General features: G+C 76.5%; 12 protein-coding genes. 7 read left to right on the top strand and 5 right to left on the bottom strand.

The genetic code is table 11. From position 1 onward, the window contains the following. Window position 1: 1 nt before the first annotated feature. The 4 genes from ABEB07_RS36455 (at window position 2) to ABEB07_RS36440 (ending at window position 5,146) form a co-directional block, all read left to right on the top strand. Window positions 2-1,375 carry a cryptochrome/photolyase family protein gene (locus ABEB07_RS36455; protein ID WP_345672345.1) on the top strand — a complete coding sequence of 458 codons (1,374 nt, stop codon included), beginning with the start codon at window positions 2-4 and terminating at the stop codon, window positions 1,373-1,375. A 201-nt stretch (window positions 1,376-1,576) separates the two neighbouring features. Further along, window positions 1,577-3,142, top strand: coding sequence for a phytoene desaturase family protein (crtI, locus tag ABEB07_RS36450; protein WP_345672344.1), 1,566 nt, complete (start codon window positions 1,577-1,579; stop codon window positions 3,140-3,142). Beyond that, on the top strand, window positions 3,129-4,136 hold the full coding sequence (locus ABEB07_RS36445) for a phytoene/squalene synthase family protein (RefSeq protein ID WP_345672343.1): 1,008 nt from the start codon (window positions 3,129-3,131) through the stop codon (window positions 4,134-4,136). The genes crtI and ABEB07_RS36445 overlap by 14 nt, the downstream gene beginning before the upstream one ends. Then, window positions 4,133-5,146 carry a DUF5914 domain-containing protein gene (locus ABEB07_RS36440; protein ID WP_345672341.1) on the top strand — a complete coding sequence of 338 codons (1,014 nt, stop codon included), beginning with the start codon at window positions 4,133-4,135 and terminating at the stop codon, window positions 5,144-5,146. Before ABEB07_RS36445 ends, ABEB07_RS36440 begins: the two co-directional genes overlap by 4 nt. Window positions 5,147-5,173: 27 nt before the next feature. Here ABEB07_RS36440 and ABEB07_RS36435 read toward each other — a convergent pair whose 3' ends face one another. The 4 genes from ABEB07_RS36435 to ABEB07_RS36420 form a co-directional block, all read right to left on the bottom strand. Then, window positions 5,174-6,727: an FAD-dependent oxidoreductase gene (locus tag ABEB07_RS36435; protein WP_345672340.1), complete on the bottom strand. Its 1,554-nt coding sequence runs from the start codon at window positions 6,725-6,727 to the stop codon at window positions 5,174-5,176. Further along, the gene (locus ABEB07_RS36430) at window positions 6,724-7,479 is read right to left on the bottom strand and encodes a methyltransferase (protein WP_345672339.1); all 756 of its coding nucleotides are present in this window, start codon (window positions 7,477-7,479) and stop codon (window positions 6,724-6,726) included. Before ABEB07_RS36430 ends, ABEB07_RS36435 begins: the two co-directional genes overlap by 4 nt. Continuing rightward, a complete protein-coding gene (locus tag ABEB07_RS36425; RefSeq protein ID WP_345672337.1) occupies window positions 7,476-8,726 on the bottom strand; it encodes a lycopene cyclase family protein in 1,251 nt (416 codons plus the stop codon). The genes ABEB07_RS36430 and ABEB07_RS36425 overlap by 4 nt, the downstream gene beginning before the upstream one ends. A gap of 243 nt (window positions 8,727-8,969) precedes the next feature. Beyond that, window positions 8,970-9,098, bottom strand: coding sequence for a hypothetical protein (locus ABEB07_RS36420; protein ID WP_275404910.1), 129 nt, complete (start codon window positions 9,096-9,098; stop codon window positions 8,970-8,972). A 647-nt stretch (window positions 9,099-9,745) separates the two neighbouring features. Between ABEB07_RS36420 and ABEB07_RS36415 the strand changes: the two genes are divergently transcribed. Further along, window positions 9,746-10,144, top strand: a complete 399-nt coding sequence (locus ABEB07_RS36415) for a TOBE domain-containing protein (RefSeq protein WP_345672335.1) — start codon at window positions 9,746-9,748, stop codon at window positions 10,142-10,144. Here ABEB07_RS36415 and ABEB07_RS36410 read toward each other — a convergent pair. After that, complete coding sequence (locus ABEB07_RS36410; RefSeq protein ID WP_345672334.1) at window positions 10,092-11,810, bottom strand: helix-turn-helix domain-containing protein; 1,719 nt, start codon at window positions 11,808-11,810, stop codon at window positions 10,092-10,094. The two genes, ABEB07_RS36415 and ABEB07_RS36410, sit on opposite strands and share 53 nt — an antisense overlap. A 213-nt stretch (window positions 11,811-12,023) precedes the next feature. On the opposite strand from ABEB07_RS36410, the gene ABEB07_RS36405 reads away from it, so the two are divergent. After that, a complete protein-coding gene (locus ABEB07_RS36405) occupies window positions 12,024-12,845 on the top strand; it encodes an FAD binding domain-containing protein (RefSeq protein WP_345672332.1) in 822 nt (273 codons plus the stop codon). Next, complete coding sequence (locus tag ABEB07_RS36400) at window positions 12,842-15,583, top strand: molybdopterin-dependent oxidoreductase (protein ID WP_345672330.1); 2,742 nt, start codon at window positions 12,842-12,844, stop codon at window positions 15,581-15,583. The genes ABEB07_RS36405 and ABEB07_RS36400 overlap by 4 nt, the downstream gene beginning before the upstream one ends. Window positions 15,584-15,608: the final 25 nt, after the last annotated feature.

Here is a 15,608-nt window from a genome sequence, read left to right as displayed (position 1 = left end):
CATGACCGCCGCCGTCGTCCTGTTCACCTCCGATCTGCGGCTGCACGACCACCCGCCGCTGCGCGCCGCCCTCGCCGCCGCCGACGAGGTCGTCCCGCTGTTCGTCCGCGACCCCGGCATCCACGCGGCCGGGTTCGACGTGCCCAACCGCGCCGCCTTCCTCGCCGACTGCCTGGCCGACCTCGACGCCGGGCTGCGCCGGCGCGGCGGCCGGCTCGTGGTGCGCGACGGCCCGGTGGTCCGCGAGGTCGCGGCGGTGGCCGAGGAGTGCGGCGCCGGCCAGGTGCACCTGGCCGCGGGCGTCACCGGCTACGCCCAGCGGCGCGAGCGGCGGCTGCGCGAGCACCTGGGCGGCCGGGGCGTCGACCTGCGGGTGCACGACGCCGTGATCACCGCCGTCGCGCCGGGCGCCCTGGTGCCGTCCGGCGCCGACCACTACGCCGTCTTCACCCCGTACTTCCGCCGCTGGTCCACCGAGCGGCTGCGGGAGGCCCGCCCGGCGCCGCGCACCGTGCGGGTGCCCGAGGCGGTGCGCGGCGCGCCGCTGCCCGCCCGCGACGACCTGTCCGGCCTCTCCCCCGCCCTGCCCGCCGGCGGCGAGAAGGCCGGGCGCGAGCGGCTGTCCCGGTGGCTGCGCTCGGGGGTGGCCGCCTACGAGGACCGGCACGACGACCTCGGCGGCGACGGCACCTCCCGGCTCTCGCCCCATCTGCACTTCGGGACGCTCTCGCCGGTCGAGCTGGTCCGGCGGGCGCGGGAGCACGGCGGTGCGGGCGCGGAGGCGTTCGTACGGCAGCTGTGCTGGCGCGACTTCCACCATCAGGTGCTCGCGGCCCGTCCGGACGCCTCCGTACGGGACTACCGCACCCGTGACGACCACTGGCGCGGCCTTGACGAGGCGGCCGGGGACGTCGCCGCGTGGCGGGAGGGCCGTACCGGCTATCCGCTGGTCGACGCGGCGATGCGCCAGCTGCGCCACGAGGGGTGGATGCACAACCGGGCCCGGCTGCTGGTGGCGAGCTTCCTGACCAAGACGCTGTACGTGGACTGGCGGACCGGCGCCCGGCACTTCCTCGACCTGCTGGTGGACGGGGACGTCGTCAACAACCAGCTCAACTGGCAGTGGGCGGCCGGCACCGGCACCGACACCCGTCCCCACCGGGTCCTCAACCCCGTCGTCCAGGGCAAGCGCTACGACCCGGACGGCACGTACGTGCGCCGCTGGGTGCCCGAACTGCGCGACGTGGAGGCCCGGTTCGTGCACGAGCCGTGGCGGCTGCCCGAGGAGCGGCGGGCCGGCCTCGCCTACCCGCACCCGGTGGTCGACCTCGCCGAGGGCCTGGCGCGCTTCAAGCACGCCCGGGGCCGCGACTGAGCGCACCGGGCGGTACGCCGCTGGGCCGGTGGAGTGAGGGTGCCGCGCGAAGGGGTCCGCGCGGGGCAGGGATCAGCGCATCCGCGCGAGCGCGCGCGGCCCACGCACTGCCGTGCGGGTCACCGAGAGCGAGTGAGCGTTGTCCATGCTGCGACCCCGGCCCCCGGCGGCCGAAGCCCCCGGCCGCGTCCGGAAGGCACCGTGAGGACGGTGCCCGGGCCGACCGGGCACGTCGTCGTGGTGGGCGCCGGGCTGTCCGGCCTCGCCTGCGCCCTGCACCTGCTGGGCGCGGGCCGGCGGGTGACGGTCGTCGAACGCGAGGCCGGTCCGGGCGGCCGGGCCGGCCGGGTCCGGCTCGGCGGCTACGAGATCGACACCGGGCCGACCGTGCTGACCATGCCGCACCTCGCCGACGAGGCCTTCGCCGCCGTCGGGGACCGCCTCGACCGGCATGTCGGACTCACCCCCCTGCACCCGGCCTACCGGGCCGCCTTCGCCGACGGCAGCTCGCTCGACGTGCACACCGACGCCGAGGCGATGGAGGCGGAGGTGCGGCGCTTCGCCGGTCCCGTCGAGGCCGCCGGCTACCGCGCGCTGCGCGACTGGCTCACCCTGCTGTACCGGGCGCAGATGCGGCGCTTCATCGACGCCAACTTCGACTCGCCCCTCCAGCTGCTGCACCCGGACCTGGCGCGGCTGGCCGCGCTGGGCGGCTTCGGGCGGCTCGACCGGCGGATCGGCCGCTTCCTGCGCGACCCCCGGCTGCGCCGGGTCTTCACCTTCCAGGCCCTGTACGCAGGGGTCGCCCCCGCCCGGGCGCTGGCGGCGTACGCCGTGATCGCCTACATGGACACGGTGGCCGGCGTCTGGTTCCCCAAAGGCGGTATGCACGCGCTGCCCCGCGGCATGGCGGCCGCCGCGGCCGACGCGGGCGCAGAGCTGCGCTGGTCGGCCGAGGTGAGCGACCTGGAGTGCGCGGCCGGCCGGGTGCGGGCCGTACGGCTGGTCTCCGGTGAGCGGATCGCCTGCGACGCGGTGGTGCTCAGCTGCGAGCTGGCCGCCGCGCACCGGCTGCTGGGCCGCGCCCCGCGCCGCCCGGTGCGGCTGCGGCACGCGCCCTCCGCCGTGGTGCTGCACGCCGGCTGCGACCGCACCTGGCCGGGCCTGGCGCACCACACCCTGTCCTTCGGCGCGGCCTGGGAAGACACCTTCGACGAACTGACCCGCACCGGGCGGCTGATGAGCGACCCGTCGCTGCTCATCACCCGCCCGACGGCGCACGATCCGGCGCTCGCGCCGCCCGGCGGCCACCTCCACTACGTGCTCGCGCCCTGCCCGAACACCGACGTCGGCCCCGGCGCGGCCGCCTGGCGCGACCTCGGGCCGCGCTACCGCGACAGCCTGGTCGCCGAGCTGGAGCGCCGGGGTCTGACCGGTTTCGCGGGCAGTGTGCGGGAGGAGCTGCTGGTGACGCCGCTGGACTGGACGGCCGGGGGCCACGCGGCGGGCACCCCGTTCTCGGTCGCGCACACCTTCGCCCAGACCGGTCCGTTCCGGCCGCGCAATCTGGTGCGCGGACTGGAGAACGCCGTCCTGGCCGGCTGCGGCACCACCCCGGGCGTCGGCGTGCCGACGGTCCTCGTCAGCGGCAAGCTCGCCGCCGCCCGCATCACCGGCGGCGCCCGCCCCCTCACCCACCGCGCCGCACCGCTCCGCGCGCGGACCGCGGCCGTACCGCTCGCGGAGGGAGCCCATGACCCGGCGTGAACTGGACGCCGCGCGGATCACCGACCCCGCGCTGCGCGCCGACTACACCCACTGCCGCCGGCTCAACGCCCGCCACGGCCGGACCTACTTCCTGGCCACCCGGCTGCTGCCGCTCGAACGCCGCTCGGCGGTGCACGCGCTGTACGGCTTCGCGCGCTGGGCCGACGACATCGTGGACGACCTCCAGCGGGGGCGTACGCCGTCGGAGCGGGACCGGCTGCTGCGCCTGCTGGAGAGCGACCTCGCGCACGCGCTGCGCACCGGCGGCGGGACCGAGCCCGTGGTCCGCGCGGTGGCCGACACCGCCGAGCGGCACGGCATCGAGCACACCCTGTTCGCCGACTTCCTCGCCTCGATGCGCGCCGACCTGGACGTCACGGACTATCCGACCTACGCCGACCTGCGGGCGTACATGCACGGCTCGGCGGCGGTGATCGGGCTGCAGATGCTGCCGGTGCTGGGCACGGTCGTGCCCCGGTCCGAGGCCGCGCCGCACGCCGCCGCCCTGGGCGTGGCCTTCCAGCTCACCAACTTCCTGCGGGACGTGGGCGAGGACCTGGACCGGGGCCGCGTCTACCTGCCCGCCGACCTGCTCGCCGCGCACGGGGTGGACCGGCCGCTGCTGGAGTGGAGCCGCCGTACCGGACGGCAGGACGCGCGGATCCGGGCGGCGCTGGTGGCGGCGGAGGCGCTGACGCGGGGGGTGTACCGGGAGGCGGAGCCGGGCATCGCCATGCTCGACCCGCGGGTGCGGCCCTGCATCCGTACGGCGTTCACGCTCTACGGGGGCATCCTCGACGCCATCGCCGGGCAGCGGTACACGGTGCTGCACCGGCGCGCCGCGGTCTCCCGCACCCGCCGCGCGGCCGTCGCCGCCTCCGGGGCGGTGCAGATCGCCGGGGCGCGCTGGCGGGCGCGCGGGGTGCGTGCGGCGGCGGCGCCCGCTGAGGCCGCTGAGGCCGCGGCGCTGGAGTGGAAGGGGCCGGTGCGGTGAACGACCCGACGGGGCGCACCGGTTGGCGGCCGCCGCTGCGACGGCGGCCGGGCGGCCGGGCGGACTGGGCGGCGCAGCCGCCGACCTGGCGGCAGGCCCGCCCGGCACTGATCGCCGACGCGCTGAAGCGGGCGTCGGCGCGTCCGTCGGGCAACTGGTACGTCGTCGCCGCCTCCCGGGAAGTACGGGCCGGTGGGCCTCCGTTCGGGCGGACGGTCGGCGGGGCGGAGGTCGTGCTGTGGCGGGCGGAGGGCGGCGAGCCGCACGCGGGCCCGGGTGTCTGCCCGCACCTGGGGGCGCCGCTGCGGGAGAGCCGGGTGGTGTGCGGCACGCTGGTGTGCCACTGGCACGGACTGGCCCTGGACGGCGGGCCGTTCGCCGGCTGGGAGCCGTATCCGGTGCACGACGACGGGGTGCTGGTGTGGGTGCGGCTGGACGCGGTCGGCGGCGAGGAGCCGACCCGGCTGCCCCGGGTGCCGCGGCGGCCGGCGCCGGGCGGCGCGCTGGACGCCGTGTACACGGCGGTGGGGCGGTGCGAGCCGCAGGACGTGGTGGCCAACCGGCTCGACCCGTGGCACGGCGCGTGGTTCCACCCGTACTCGTTCGTGGACCTGACGGTGGCCCGGCCGCCGCGCGGCGAGGCGGACGACGTGTTCGTCGTCGACGTCTCCTTCCGGGTGGCGGGGCGGTGCGTGGTGCCGGTCCGGGCGGAGTTCACGGCTCCAGGACCGCGTACGGTCGTCATGCGGATCACCGGGGGCGAGGGCGCCGGGTCGGTGGTGGAGACCCACGCCACGCCGCTGACGGGCGCGGCGGACGGGCGGCCGCGTACCGCCGTGATCGAGGCGGTGGTCGCCGCCTCGGACCGCCGCGGCTTCGCCCTGGCCCGCGCCGCCGCCCCCGCCCTGCGCCCCCTGGTCCGCCGGACGGCGGCCCGCCTGTGGCGCGACGACCTCGCCTACGCCGAACGCCGCTGGGAACTGCGCAGCACGGGGCGTTTCCCGGGCTGACCGGTCGGCGGTGGGCCGCCGCGGCGGTCAGCGGTGGGTGGCGGCCAGGGCGCGGAGGATCGGGGTGCGGCCGGCGCGCGGGACGGTCCACAGGGTCTGGCCGCGGACGCCCCAGGCGGCGAGCAGGGCGCCGGCGGCCAGGAAGCCGGTGGTGGCGGCGCGTTCCATCAGGGCCACGGGCAGGTCGCAGCGGATCGCGTCCCCGGCGAGCACCACCCGCGGGTGCGGGGTCGCCACGGCGGGCCGCCGGGCGTGCGAGCCGACGGTGAACAGCGGGCAGTCGGCGTGCCAGGCGTGCCGGGCGTCGACGACGCGGGCCTGCCGGGTCTCCGGGTAGACCCGGTGCAGGCCGGCGAGGAGGCGGTCCCGCACGGCCCGCCGGTCGGCCGGTCCGGTGACGGCGTAGGCGTGCAGTTCGACCACCGAGCCGCCGGTGCGGGCGGCCCAGCGGGCGGCCTCGCCCTCGTAGCGGTCCAGGACGCTGACGTTGTCCAGGCCGTCGTACCCGCTGGTGCCGAGGAAGCCGGGGCGGTCGGCTCGGACCGGCCGGTCGAGCCAGAGCCGGGAGACGAGGAAGGGCGGGGCGGTGCGCAGGGCGGCGACGGCGGCGCGCCAGTCGGGCGTGCCGAGGCCGGGCGAGGCGGCGACGAGCGCGCGCAGCGCTCCGGGGTCGCAGGCGAGGACGGCCGCGTCGTGGGGGTGGACGGCGGTGTCGGTGCGCACCGTGACGCCGCCGCCGGTCTCCGGCCGGACGGCGCGTACGGCGGTGCCGGTGCGCACCCGGGCGCCCAGGCGTCCGAGGTAGTCGCCGAGCGGTTCCCACAGGGCCTGCGGGAAGGGCTCGTCCGGTACGTCGAAGAGGAGGCCCTCGGCCGAGCCGAGGAAGTAGATGTGGAACATCAGGATGAGCTCGGCGGCGGACAGCTCGCGCGGGTCGGCGAAGAAGCTGCGGGAGAACACCTCGAACGCCAGGTGGTGCGCGGCCTCGGGGAAGCGGACGCCTTCCAGGAAGCGGGTGGCGCTGACCGCGTCGAAGCGGGCGTAGACCTCGGGCACGCGGACGTCCAGGAGGGGCAGCGCGGCCCGGGCGTCCATGGCGGCGAGGTCGCGCCAGCCGAAGGCGGGGCTCAGGGCGACGAAGCCGAGGGCGCTGAGGGGCGGGGTGCGCGGGACGCGGGCGAAGCTGTCGGTCAGTCCGCCGCTGTGCCGCAGCGGGTAGTCGGGCAGCGGGCGCAGCCGGTCCAGGCCGGGGTCGGTACGGCGCAGCAGGCCGCGCAGGTTGTAGTACTGCCGGAAGAAGGCGTGAAAGCCGCGGCTCATGGTGGCCCGGGAGCCGTCGGCGAGGCGGGTGCGTTCGCCGGAGAGGCGGCCGCCGAGCGCGTCGTGCTGTTCGTAGAGGGTGACGCGGGCGCCGCGTTCGGCCAGCAGGGTGGCCGCGGCGAGGCCCGCGATGCCGCCGCCCGCGACGGCGACGCTCGGCGCGTCGGTGTGCGGGAAGCGGTCCCGGCCGGGCGCCGGGAAGAGGATCTCTGCCTTGCGGTCGCGGCCCCGGCGGGCGGTCCGGCGCGGGGCGGCGTTCACCGGGTGGTCCGTGTGGCGGTCCGTGTGCCGGTCCGCGTCGTCGCGGCGGTGTCCGCGCGGGCGAGGAAGGTGTGGACGATGCCGGTCTGCCATCCGGCGACGGGAACCGCGCGTACGCCGGTGAAGCCCGCGCCGGTGAGCCGGGCGGCGAACTCGGGGGCGGTGTCGAAGGCGAGGACGCTGCGCCACAGGTGGCGGTAGAGGGCGCGGTCGCCGCTGAGCGTGCCGGCCGGGATGATCACCCCGTGGCACACGGCCGTCCACAGGGCGCGGTGCGCGGCCGCGCCGCTGAGGCTGTACTCGTGCGCGGCGAGCCGGCCGCCCGGCCGCAGCAGGGCGCGTACGGCGGCGAGGACGGCGTCCGGGTCGGTGACGTTGCGGAACAGGTAGGCGGCGAACACCGCGTCGAACGGCCCTTCCTCGGCGCCCGCCACCTCCTCGGCGGTCAGGTGGAGGAAGCGCACCCGGTCCGGCCAGGGCTTGGCGAGGGCGCGCCGGAGCATGCCCGAGGAGGCGTCCACGGCGGTGATCCGGGCGTGCGGCGCGGCCGTCAGCAGGGCGCGGGTGGAGGCGCCGGTGCCGCAGCCGAGGTCGAGGAGGTGCAGTCCGGCGCCGCCCCGGGGCAGCCGGAGGCGGCGCGCCGAGCGGGCGAGGTCGGCGCGGTAGCCGGGGTTGAGGGCGGTGAGGCGGTCGTAGCTGTGGGAGGCGTGGTCGAAGGCGCGTGCCAGGTCGTGGTCGCGCAGCAGGGTCATCGGTGGCTCTCTTCGGCTCGGGGCGCGAGGGGGCGGCGGGACAGGAAGGGCAGTTCGAGGGCGGTGCGGAGCATGGGGACGACGGGGCAGCACAGGCCGACGGACCAGTCCTCGCCCAGGGTGGTGGCGCCGTCGAGGAAGCGCAGCAGGCGGTGCGGCGGGACGTCGCGGAACAGGGTGGTGAAGAAGGCGGGGCCGTCGATCCGCCCGGTGTCCAGGGCGCGCAGGAGTACCGCGTCCATGGCCAGCGTCCGGCGCCGGTGGGGGCGGGGCGTGTGCGCGCGTCCGGCGCTCAGGGCGGCGGCGACGGCCCGGCTCTGCCGCTGGACGGCGGCGAAGGTGTAGCCGGTGGCGGGGCGGGTGGCGCCGCCTGCGGTGCCGATCCGGACGACCGCGCCGTCCCGGTGCGGGAAGCGGGCGTCGGTCATCGGGATGACGCCTTGTTCGGCCGCCTCGACGGTGAAGGCGCCGAGCCGGAGCACGTCGCGGGTGTAGCGGGCGAGCGCCGCTTCGTAGGCGGGTGCGGTGAGCGGGGTGCGGGAGAACTCGGTGTACTCCACCAGGGCCCGGTCGGGGGCGAGTGGCAGGACGTAGCCGAAGGCGAGGCCGTGGCGCGGCTGCGGCACCCGGAAGTCCATCAGATCGGCGACGGCGGGGTCGAAGCGGGCGGTGTCCGTGCGCACGAACCAGCCGCGGAAGTGCTGGAGCAGCCGGGTCCGGGCGGGCGGCTCGGCGGGCAGCGGCCGGGAGTCGAAGACGTGGCGGGCGCGCAGGGTGAGCCGCCGGCCGTCGGGCGTCGTGCAGTCGACCTCGGCCCGCGCGCCGTCGGCGGTGGTGGCAGTGCGCACGGTGTCGGCGGTCGCGCGCAGGAGGCGTCCGCCGGGGGTGCGGGCGAGCCGGTCGTGCACCAGTCGTTCCAGCGCCGGGGAGCGGATCATGCGGTAACTGAACGGCCACGCCTCGACGGTGACGGGGGCGCCGTCGGCGCCGTGCACCCGCAGCCGGGTCCAGGAGGCGCCGACCGCCTCGTCCAGGTCGTCGGCGCCCCGGTCCCAGTAGCACCAGGTCCGTTCGGCCGGCCGCCGCGGCCCGTCCGGCGCCTCGACGAGGGTGACGGTGAGGGAACCGACGGCCGCCAGCCGGTGGGCGAGGGAGAGCCCGGCGGCCCCGCCGCCGACGACGACGGCGTCCGACGCCGGTTCGCCGGTGGCGGCGGTCGCCGGTTCGTGCGTGGCGTAGGCGTCCACGTCGTCACTCCGGGGCGCGGGTGCGGGCAGGGGTTCCCTGCTTACCGTGCTCCCGGTCGCCCCCCGGCCCGCCGGGGGGCGCGGCGGGGCCGCTGCCACTCGTCCGGGTGATCTCGGGGGTGGGCGAGGGGTTGTTCCCGTACCCCGCTGGACCGTCCCGGGCGGGTCGGCAGCGGTGGACCGTCCCGGGTGAGTCGGCAGCCGGGACGGTCCAGCGGGGTACGCAAGCGGGCGGAAGGGGGATTACCTGCCGTTCCGGCTCCGTATCGCGAACGCCACGAGGACGATCACGGCGATGCCGACCAGGAGCCAGAGGGGTATGCCGCTGAGGCCCTTGTAGGCCAGTACAGTCGAGTCGGTGCTCGGGTGCACGGGAACTCCTTCATTCTGGGTGATGACCGGACGTCAACTGGTGGCGTCCTGGTAGGCGGACTCCGATGCCTGGCCGACCACCATGCCGCCGACAGCGCACGGCACGGCTCCCGCTCCTCCGTAGTAGCTCTGCCCCCGGTCGTCACGGAGTTCAACGTGCCCCCGGGCTCCCGGTCGAAGCCCATGTCCACGCCGCCGGACGTCTTCGCGGACAGGCCGAGCGGGCCGTTGTGGAAGCCGGCACCGCCTCTCGTACGGCGGCTCGTCGCGCTGCCCGGCGGCCCGCGCGGCGGGCGCGCGCGGCGACGTACGAAGCGCGCGGCACCCAGGCTTCCCGCAGCAGCACCGCGAGCACCAGCGCCTCGGCGCCCGCCGGCGCCCACCCGGGCGGCCGGACCCCGGCCACGAGGCAGGCCGCCCGGGCCAGTTCCCCCGGCAGTGCGGCGGCTGCCACGACCCGCGCCGCCCGTACACCCCTTTACAGGCGGTGTCCTCGTCCCGCATCTCGTGTCCCCGGCACGGAGCCGGGCGACGGCGGCGGCGTACCGGGGGGCCAGAGCAGCACGGCGTTGGGGACCGGGGCGGACCCCCGCCTGGCGTGTGGGCGGACGGCGGGGGCGCCCCGGACAGGCCCTAAGGTTTCCCGGGTGCCCATGTACAGCATTGGTCAGGCCGCGCGCCTGTTGAGGGTGAGTCCGGAGACCGTGCGCCGGTGGGCGGACGCGGGGCGGCTGCCGATGGGGCGGGACGGCGCGGGCAACCGGGTGATCGACGGGGCGGGGCTCGCGCGGTTCGTGCGGGAGCGGGCGGCCGAGGACGAGCGGGCCGTCGCGGCCGGTCCGCCGACGTCGGTGCGCAACGCGTTCACCGGGATCGTCACGGCGCTCGCGGTGGACGAGGTGGTGGCGCGGGTGGAGGTGCAGGCCGGGCCGCACCGGATCGTGTCGCTGGTGACCCGGGAGGCGGTGGACGAGCTGGGCCTGGCGGTGGGGGTCACGGTCGTCGCGCGGGTGAAGTCGACGAACGTGCACGTCGAGCGGTCGTAGCGGCTCCGTCGGCGTCCTGGTCGGCGTGGCACAGCAGGGCCGCCCACAGGTCCAGGCGGTCGCGCAGCCGGGACAGGTCGCGGCCGGTGAAGTGCTCGATGCGCTGGATCCGGTAGTGGACGGTGTTGACGTGCAGGTGCAGGGCCTCGGCGGTGCGGGCCCAGGAGCCGTCGTGGGCGAGGAAGATCCGCAGGGTGTCGAGCAGGGCGGCGGCGGAGGCGTTCGCCGGGTCGAGCAGCGGCCCGAGGACGGTGCGGCTGTAGGCGGTGCGGACCTCGGCCGGTACGCCGGTGAGCAGGGTGTCCAGGCTGGTCAGGCTGGTGACGTCGGTCAGGGCGGAAGCGGCCGCGCCGCTCGTGCGCGCGGCGGTCAGCGCGTAGCGGGCCTCGGCCAGGGCGCCGGGCAGCGCGCTCGCGTCGGCGGCCGGTGCGGCGAGGCCGCCGTGCAGCAGGACTCCGGGGTCGGCGGCGGCCACCAGCGGCCAGGCCCGCGCCAGTTCGGCGGCCGCGTCCTCGGGCACGACCGCGAACGCGGTCCCGTCGGGCAGCCGTCCCACCGCGCTGAGCGGCGCGCCGGTGTGCGCGACGGCCTCCGCGAGCGCGCTCTGTGCCGCGGGCACGGACGGGGCCGCCGGACCGGGGGCCGGGCCCGACGCCGGGTCGGTCTCGCGTGCCCGCGGGCCCCGTGCCTCGGCAGGCCGGGGCGCGGCGCCGTCCGCCGCGTTCGCGCCCCGCGCCGCCGCGTTCGCGCCCCGCGCCGTCGTGGTCGCCACGACCACCCGGTAGGGCCCCTCGGCCGCCGGCCCGCAGGCCCGCAGCGCCGCGGCCGTGTCACCGGCCGCGGCGGCGGTCGTGGCCGTGGCCGTCGTCAGCAGCCGGCCCAGCGCGTCCGCGGTGCGCCGTCCGGCGGCGCGGCGGCGGATCAGCGCCGTCTGGCAGCGGCCGAGGACGGCGGTGATCTCGTGCAGCAGCAGGGGCGGCGCGGCGGCCCCGTCCGGCAGGTGCAGCCACCAGCGCTCGTACGGTCCGGGCACCGCGTCGGCCTCCACCGGCGCCGTCGTGCCGCTGTCGCCGCCGGGCAGCGCGGCGGCCGCCTTCGCCGGCAGCGGGTCGGCGCCCGGGGTGGCGGCGACGGTGCGGCCGGTCGCGGTCAGGACGTAGGCGGCGACGGTGTCCAGGTGCGCGAAGGCGGCGGCGAGGACGAGGGCCGGGTCGGCGTCCTGCGCGACCAGCCGGTTCAGCCGGCCGCGCACGTGCTCGGGCAGCGCCCGTCCGCGGCCCAGCTCTCCCCACTGGCGCAGGTACACGCTGTCGGTGATCGCGCGGAACATCACATGGGCGGGGACGCCCGCGACCGGCAGCCCGTGCCGTGCGCACGCCTCGACCAGGTCGGCGGGGACCGAGCCGTGGGTCTCCTCGCCGGCCAGCAGCGCGACGGCGCCGGCGTCCTTCAGCCCGGCGACGAATCGTTCCGCCTTGTCCCTCCCCTCGTCCGCGCTCCACCAGACGAGCCCGCTGAGCACGACCTCGTCGGGGCGGACGAAGCGGGCCGGGTCCTCCAGGTCGGTCACCGTGACGCCGCCGATCTCCCGGCGCAGCAGCGCGTCCTCGGCCCAGAGCAGGCGCAGGCCCAGGGACTCGTCCTGCAACAGGTGTTCGACGTGCATGTTCCGGCTCCTCGTGCGGGCGCCGGGCAGCGGGGTCTTGTCGTCCGGCATCTCACATTCACCAGGTGGATACGAGTCATCGCATGGTAAATGCAAGAGCACACGAGCGGTATGCCTCTTGGTTGATTCACCAGGAGACGGGCCTGGAACAAGTGGGTTTCCGTGCTGTGAACCAGTCGTCGCGACCCCCTCCGGCTTGCTTCACTTCCGGCCATGGACCTCAACACGGTGGTGGAGATTCGCGACGCCCGGCGTCCCGCGCCCTGGCGGCCGGGCGACGCCTGGCTGGGCGGCGGCACCTATCTGTTCTCGGAGCCGCAGCCCCACCTGCGCCGCCTGGTCGACCTCAGCCGCACCGGCTGGACGCCCGTACGACGGCAGCCGGACGGCTCGCTGGAGATCGCGGCCACCTGCACCATCGCCCAGCTGTCCCGGTTCGCGCAGGCGCTGCCCGCCGAGGCGGCGCCGCTGTTCGAGCAGTGCTGCCGGGCGTTCCTCGCCTCGTTCAAGATCTGGAACATGGCGACCGTCGGCGGCAACCTCTGCAACGCCCTGCCGGCCGGGCCGATGACCTCGCTGACCTCGGCGCTCGACGGAACCTGTCTGCTGATCGCGCAGGACGGCGCGCGCCGCCGGGTGAAGGTCGCCGACTTCGTGACCGGCGCGGGCCGCAAGGTCCTGGCCGAGGGCGAGCTGCTGCGCTCGGTCACCCTGCCCGCCCGCGCCCTCGGCTGCCGTACGGCCTTCCGGCAGGCGTCGCTGTACGGGCTGGGGCGCTCCGGGGTGCTGGTGATCGGGGCGCTGGACCCGGTGGACGGCTCGCTCGCGGTGACGGTGACCGCCGCGACGGTCCGGCCGGTGCGGCTGTGGTTCCCGCTGCCGCCGACGGCCGGGGCGCTGCGGTCGGCGCTCGGCTCGGCCGTCGCCGACGGCGAGTGGTTCGACGACATCCACGGGCTGCCCGAGTGGCGGCGGCACATGACGTTCCGGTACGCGGAGGAGATCCGCCGGGAGCTGGGAGGGGCGACACGATGAAGATCGAGGTCAACGGCCGGCAGCACGAGGAGGACCCGCGTCCCGGCCAGTGCCTGCGCACGTATCTGCGCGAGCGCGGCTGGTTCGGCGTGAAGAAGGGCTGCGACGCGGGCGACTGCGGCGCGTGCACGGTGCACGTCGACGGCGAGCCGGTGCACAGCTGCCTGTACCCGGCCTTCCGCGCCGACGGCCGCACGGTCACCACCGTCGAGGGCCTGGCCTCGCCCGAGGGCGAACTGCACCCGGTGCAGCGGCGGTTCCTCGACGCGCAGGGCTTCCAGTGCGGCTTCTGCACGGCCGGCTTCCTGATGACCACGGCCGCCCTGGACGAGGACAAACTCGCCGATCTGCCCCGGGCGTTCAAGGGAAACCTGTGCCGTTGCACCGGCTACCGGGCCATCGAGGACGCGGTGCGCGGGGTGAAGAACGTCGAGGCGCCGGCGCCCGGCGAGAGCGTCGGCCGCAGCCTGCCCGCCCCGGCCGGGCCGCAGGTCGTCACCGGCACCGCCCGCTACACCTTCGACGTGGAGGTGCCCGGCCTGCTGCACATGAAGCTGCTGCGCTCGCCGCACGCCCACGCCCGCGTCGTCGCCGTGGACACCTCCGCCGCGCTGCGCGTGCCCGGCGTGCACGCCGTGTTCACCCACCGGGACGCCCCCGAACGGCACTTCTCCACCGCCCGGCACGAGCACCCGGAGGAGGACCCGGACGACACCCGCGTGCTGGACGACACGGTGCGCTACATCGGCCAGCGCGTCGCCGCCGTCGTCGCCGACAGCGAGGCCGCCGCCGAGGAGGGCTGCCGGCGGATCGAGGTGACGTACGAGGTGCTGCCCGCGGTGCTGGACCCGGAGGAGGCGATGTGGCCGGGGGCGCCCGTCGTGCACGACAAGGACGCGGCCACCGCCCGGATCGCGCGGCCGCGGGCCAACGTGGTCGGCGAGGCGCACGGCGAGATCGGCGACGTGGCGGCCGGCTTCGCCGAGGCCGACCTGGTCTACGAGGAGACCTTCCGCACCCAGCGGGCGCAGCACGCCAGCCTGGAGACGCACGGCGCTCTCGCCTGGTTCGACGAGGACGACCGGCTGACCGTGCGCACCAGCTCCCAGACGCCGTTCCTCACCCGCCGCGCGCTGTGCGCCCTGTACGACCTGCCCGAGGAGCGGGTGCGGGTGGTCGCGGGCCGGGTCGGCGGCGGCTTCGGCGGCAAGCAGGAGATGCTGGTCGAGGACGTCGTGGCGCTGGCGGTGCTGCGGCTGCGCCGCCCGGTGAAGCTGGAGTACACCCGCGCCGAGCAGTTCTACGGGGCCACCACCCGCCACCCCTTCACCGTCCACGTCAAGGCGGGCGCCCGCCGCGACGGCACGCTGACCGCGCTCCAGCTGCGGGTGGTCGCCAACACGGGGGCGTACGGCAACCACGGGCCGGCGGTGATGTTCCACAGCGTCGGCGAGTCCATGGCCGTCTACCGCGCCCGGCACAAGAAGGTCGACGCCTACTCGGTGTACACGCACACCGTCCCGGCGGGCGCCTTCCGCGGCTACGGCCTCGGCCAGGTGATGTTCGCCGTCGAGTCCGCCTTCGACGAACTGGCCCGCCGACTCGACCTCGATCCACTGGAGTTCAAGGCCCGCAACGTCATCGGCCCCGACGAGCCGATGGCCACTCCCGGCGGCCACGAGGAGGATCTGCACATCGCGAGCTACGGCCTCGACCAGTGCGTGGGGATCGTCCGCCGGGCGCAGGCGCAGACCGACGCCGGCCAGCCGGCCCCGGAAGGCTGGCTGGTGGGCGAGGGAGCCGCCCTCGCGATGATCGCGACCGGCCCGCCCGGCGGCCACATCGCCGACGCGAGGGCCACCCTGCTGGGCGACGGTACCTTCGATCTGGCGGTCGGCACCGCCGAGTTCGGCAACGGCACCACCACCGTGCACCAGCAGATCGCGGCCGGCGAACTCGCCACCACCGTCGAGCGGATCACCGTCCGCCAGTCGGACACCGACGTCGTACGCCACGACACCGGCGCCTTCGCCTCCACCGGCACCGTCGTCGCGGGCAAGGCCACCCTGCGCGCCGCCCGCGCCCTCGCGGACATGCTCCTCGACTTCGCCGCCGCGCACCTGCGCGTCCCGCGCGACCAGTGCGCGCTCGCGGAGGAGGCCGTGCTGCACCCGGGCGGCCGGCTGACGCTCAAGGAACTGCACCAGACCGCCCGCGCGGTCGGCGTGGAGTTCGCCGCCGACGGGCACTTCGGCGGCACCCCGCGCTCGGTCGCCTTCAACGCCCAGTGGTTCAAGGTGGCCGTCGATCCCGGCAGCGGCGAGATCCGCATCCTGCGCAGCGTGCACGCCGCCGACGCGGGCAAGGTGATGAACCCGATGCAGTGCCGCGGCCAGGTCGAGGGCGGGGTGGCCCAGGCGCTCGGCGCGACCCTCTTCGAGAACGTCCGCATCGACGGCACCGGCGCGGTGGAGACGGCCGCCTTCCGCCGCTACCGGCTGCCCCAGTACGCCGACGTCCCGCGCACCGAGGTGCACTTCATGGAGACGGCGGACGCGATCGGCCCGCTGGGCGCCAAGTCGATGAGCGAGAGCCCGTTCAACCCGGTCGCGCCCGCCTTCGCCAACGCCCTGCGGGACGCGACCGGCATCCGCTTCACCGAACTCCCGCTCACCCGCGACCGGGTGTGGCTGGCGCTCAGCGAGGCGGGCGTGGCCGGGGCGGACGGACGGCCGTAGGGCGGCGTGCCGGCCGCCCCACGAC

The organism is Streptomyces similanensis, from assembly GCF_039543625.1.
Classification (GTDB): domain Bacteria; phylum Actinomycetota; class Actinomycetes; order Streptomycetales; family Streptomycetaceae; genus Streptomyces; species Streptomyces similanensis.
The sequence above is the reverse complement of the archived record's forward strand: the minus strand, read 5'-3'. Positions and strand labels throughout refer to the sequence as shown.

Bases quoted from the DNA above. Each gene is read 5' to 3' on its own strand.
- ABEB07_RS36455 (WP_345672345.1), top strand. From the start codon at position 2: ATGACCGCCGCCGTCGTCCTGTTCACCTCCGATCTGCGGCTGCACGAC.
- ABEB07_RS36400 (WP_345672330.1), top strand. From the start codon at position 12,842: ATGAAGATCGAGGTCAACGGCCGGCAGCACGAGGAGGACCCGCGTCCC.
- ABEB07_RS36430 (WP_345672339.1), bottom strand. From the start codon at position 7,479: ATGACCCTGCTGCGCGACCACGACCTGGCACGCGCCTTCGACCACGCC.
- ABEB07_RS36410 (WP_345672334.1), bottom strand. From the start codon at position 11,810: ATGCACGTCGAACACCTGTTGCAGGACGAGTCCCTGGGCCTGCGCCTG.
- ABEB07_RS36405 (WP_345672332.1), top strand. From the start codon at position 12,024: ATGGACCTCAACACGGTGGTGGAGATTCGCGACGCCCGGCGTCCCGCG.
- ABEB07_RS36445 (WP_345672343.1), top strand. From the start codon at position 3,129: ATGACCCGGCGTGAACTGGACGCCGCGCGGATCACCGACCCCGCGCTG.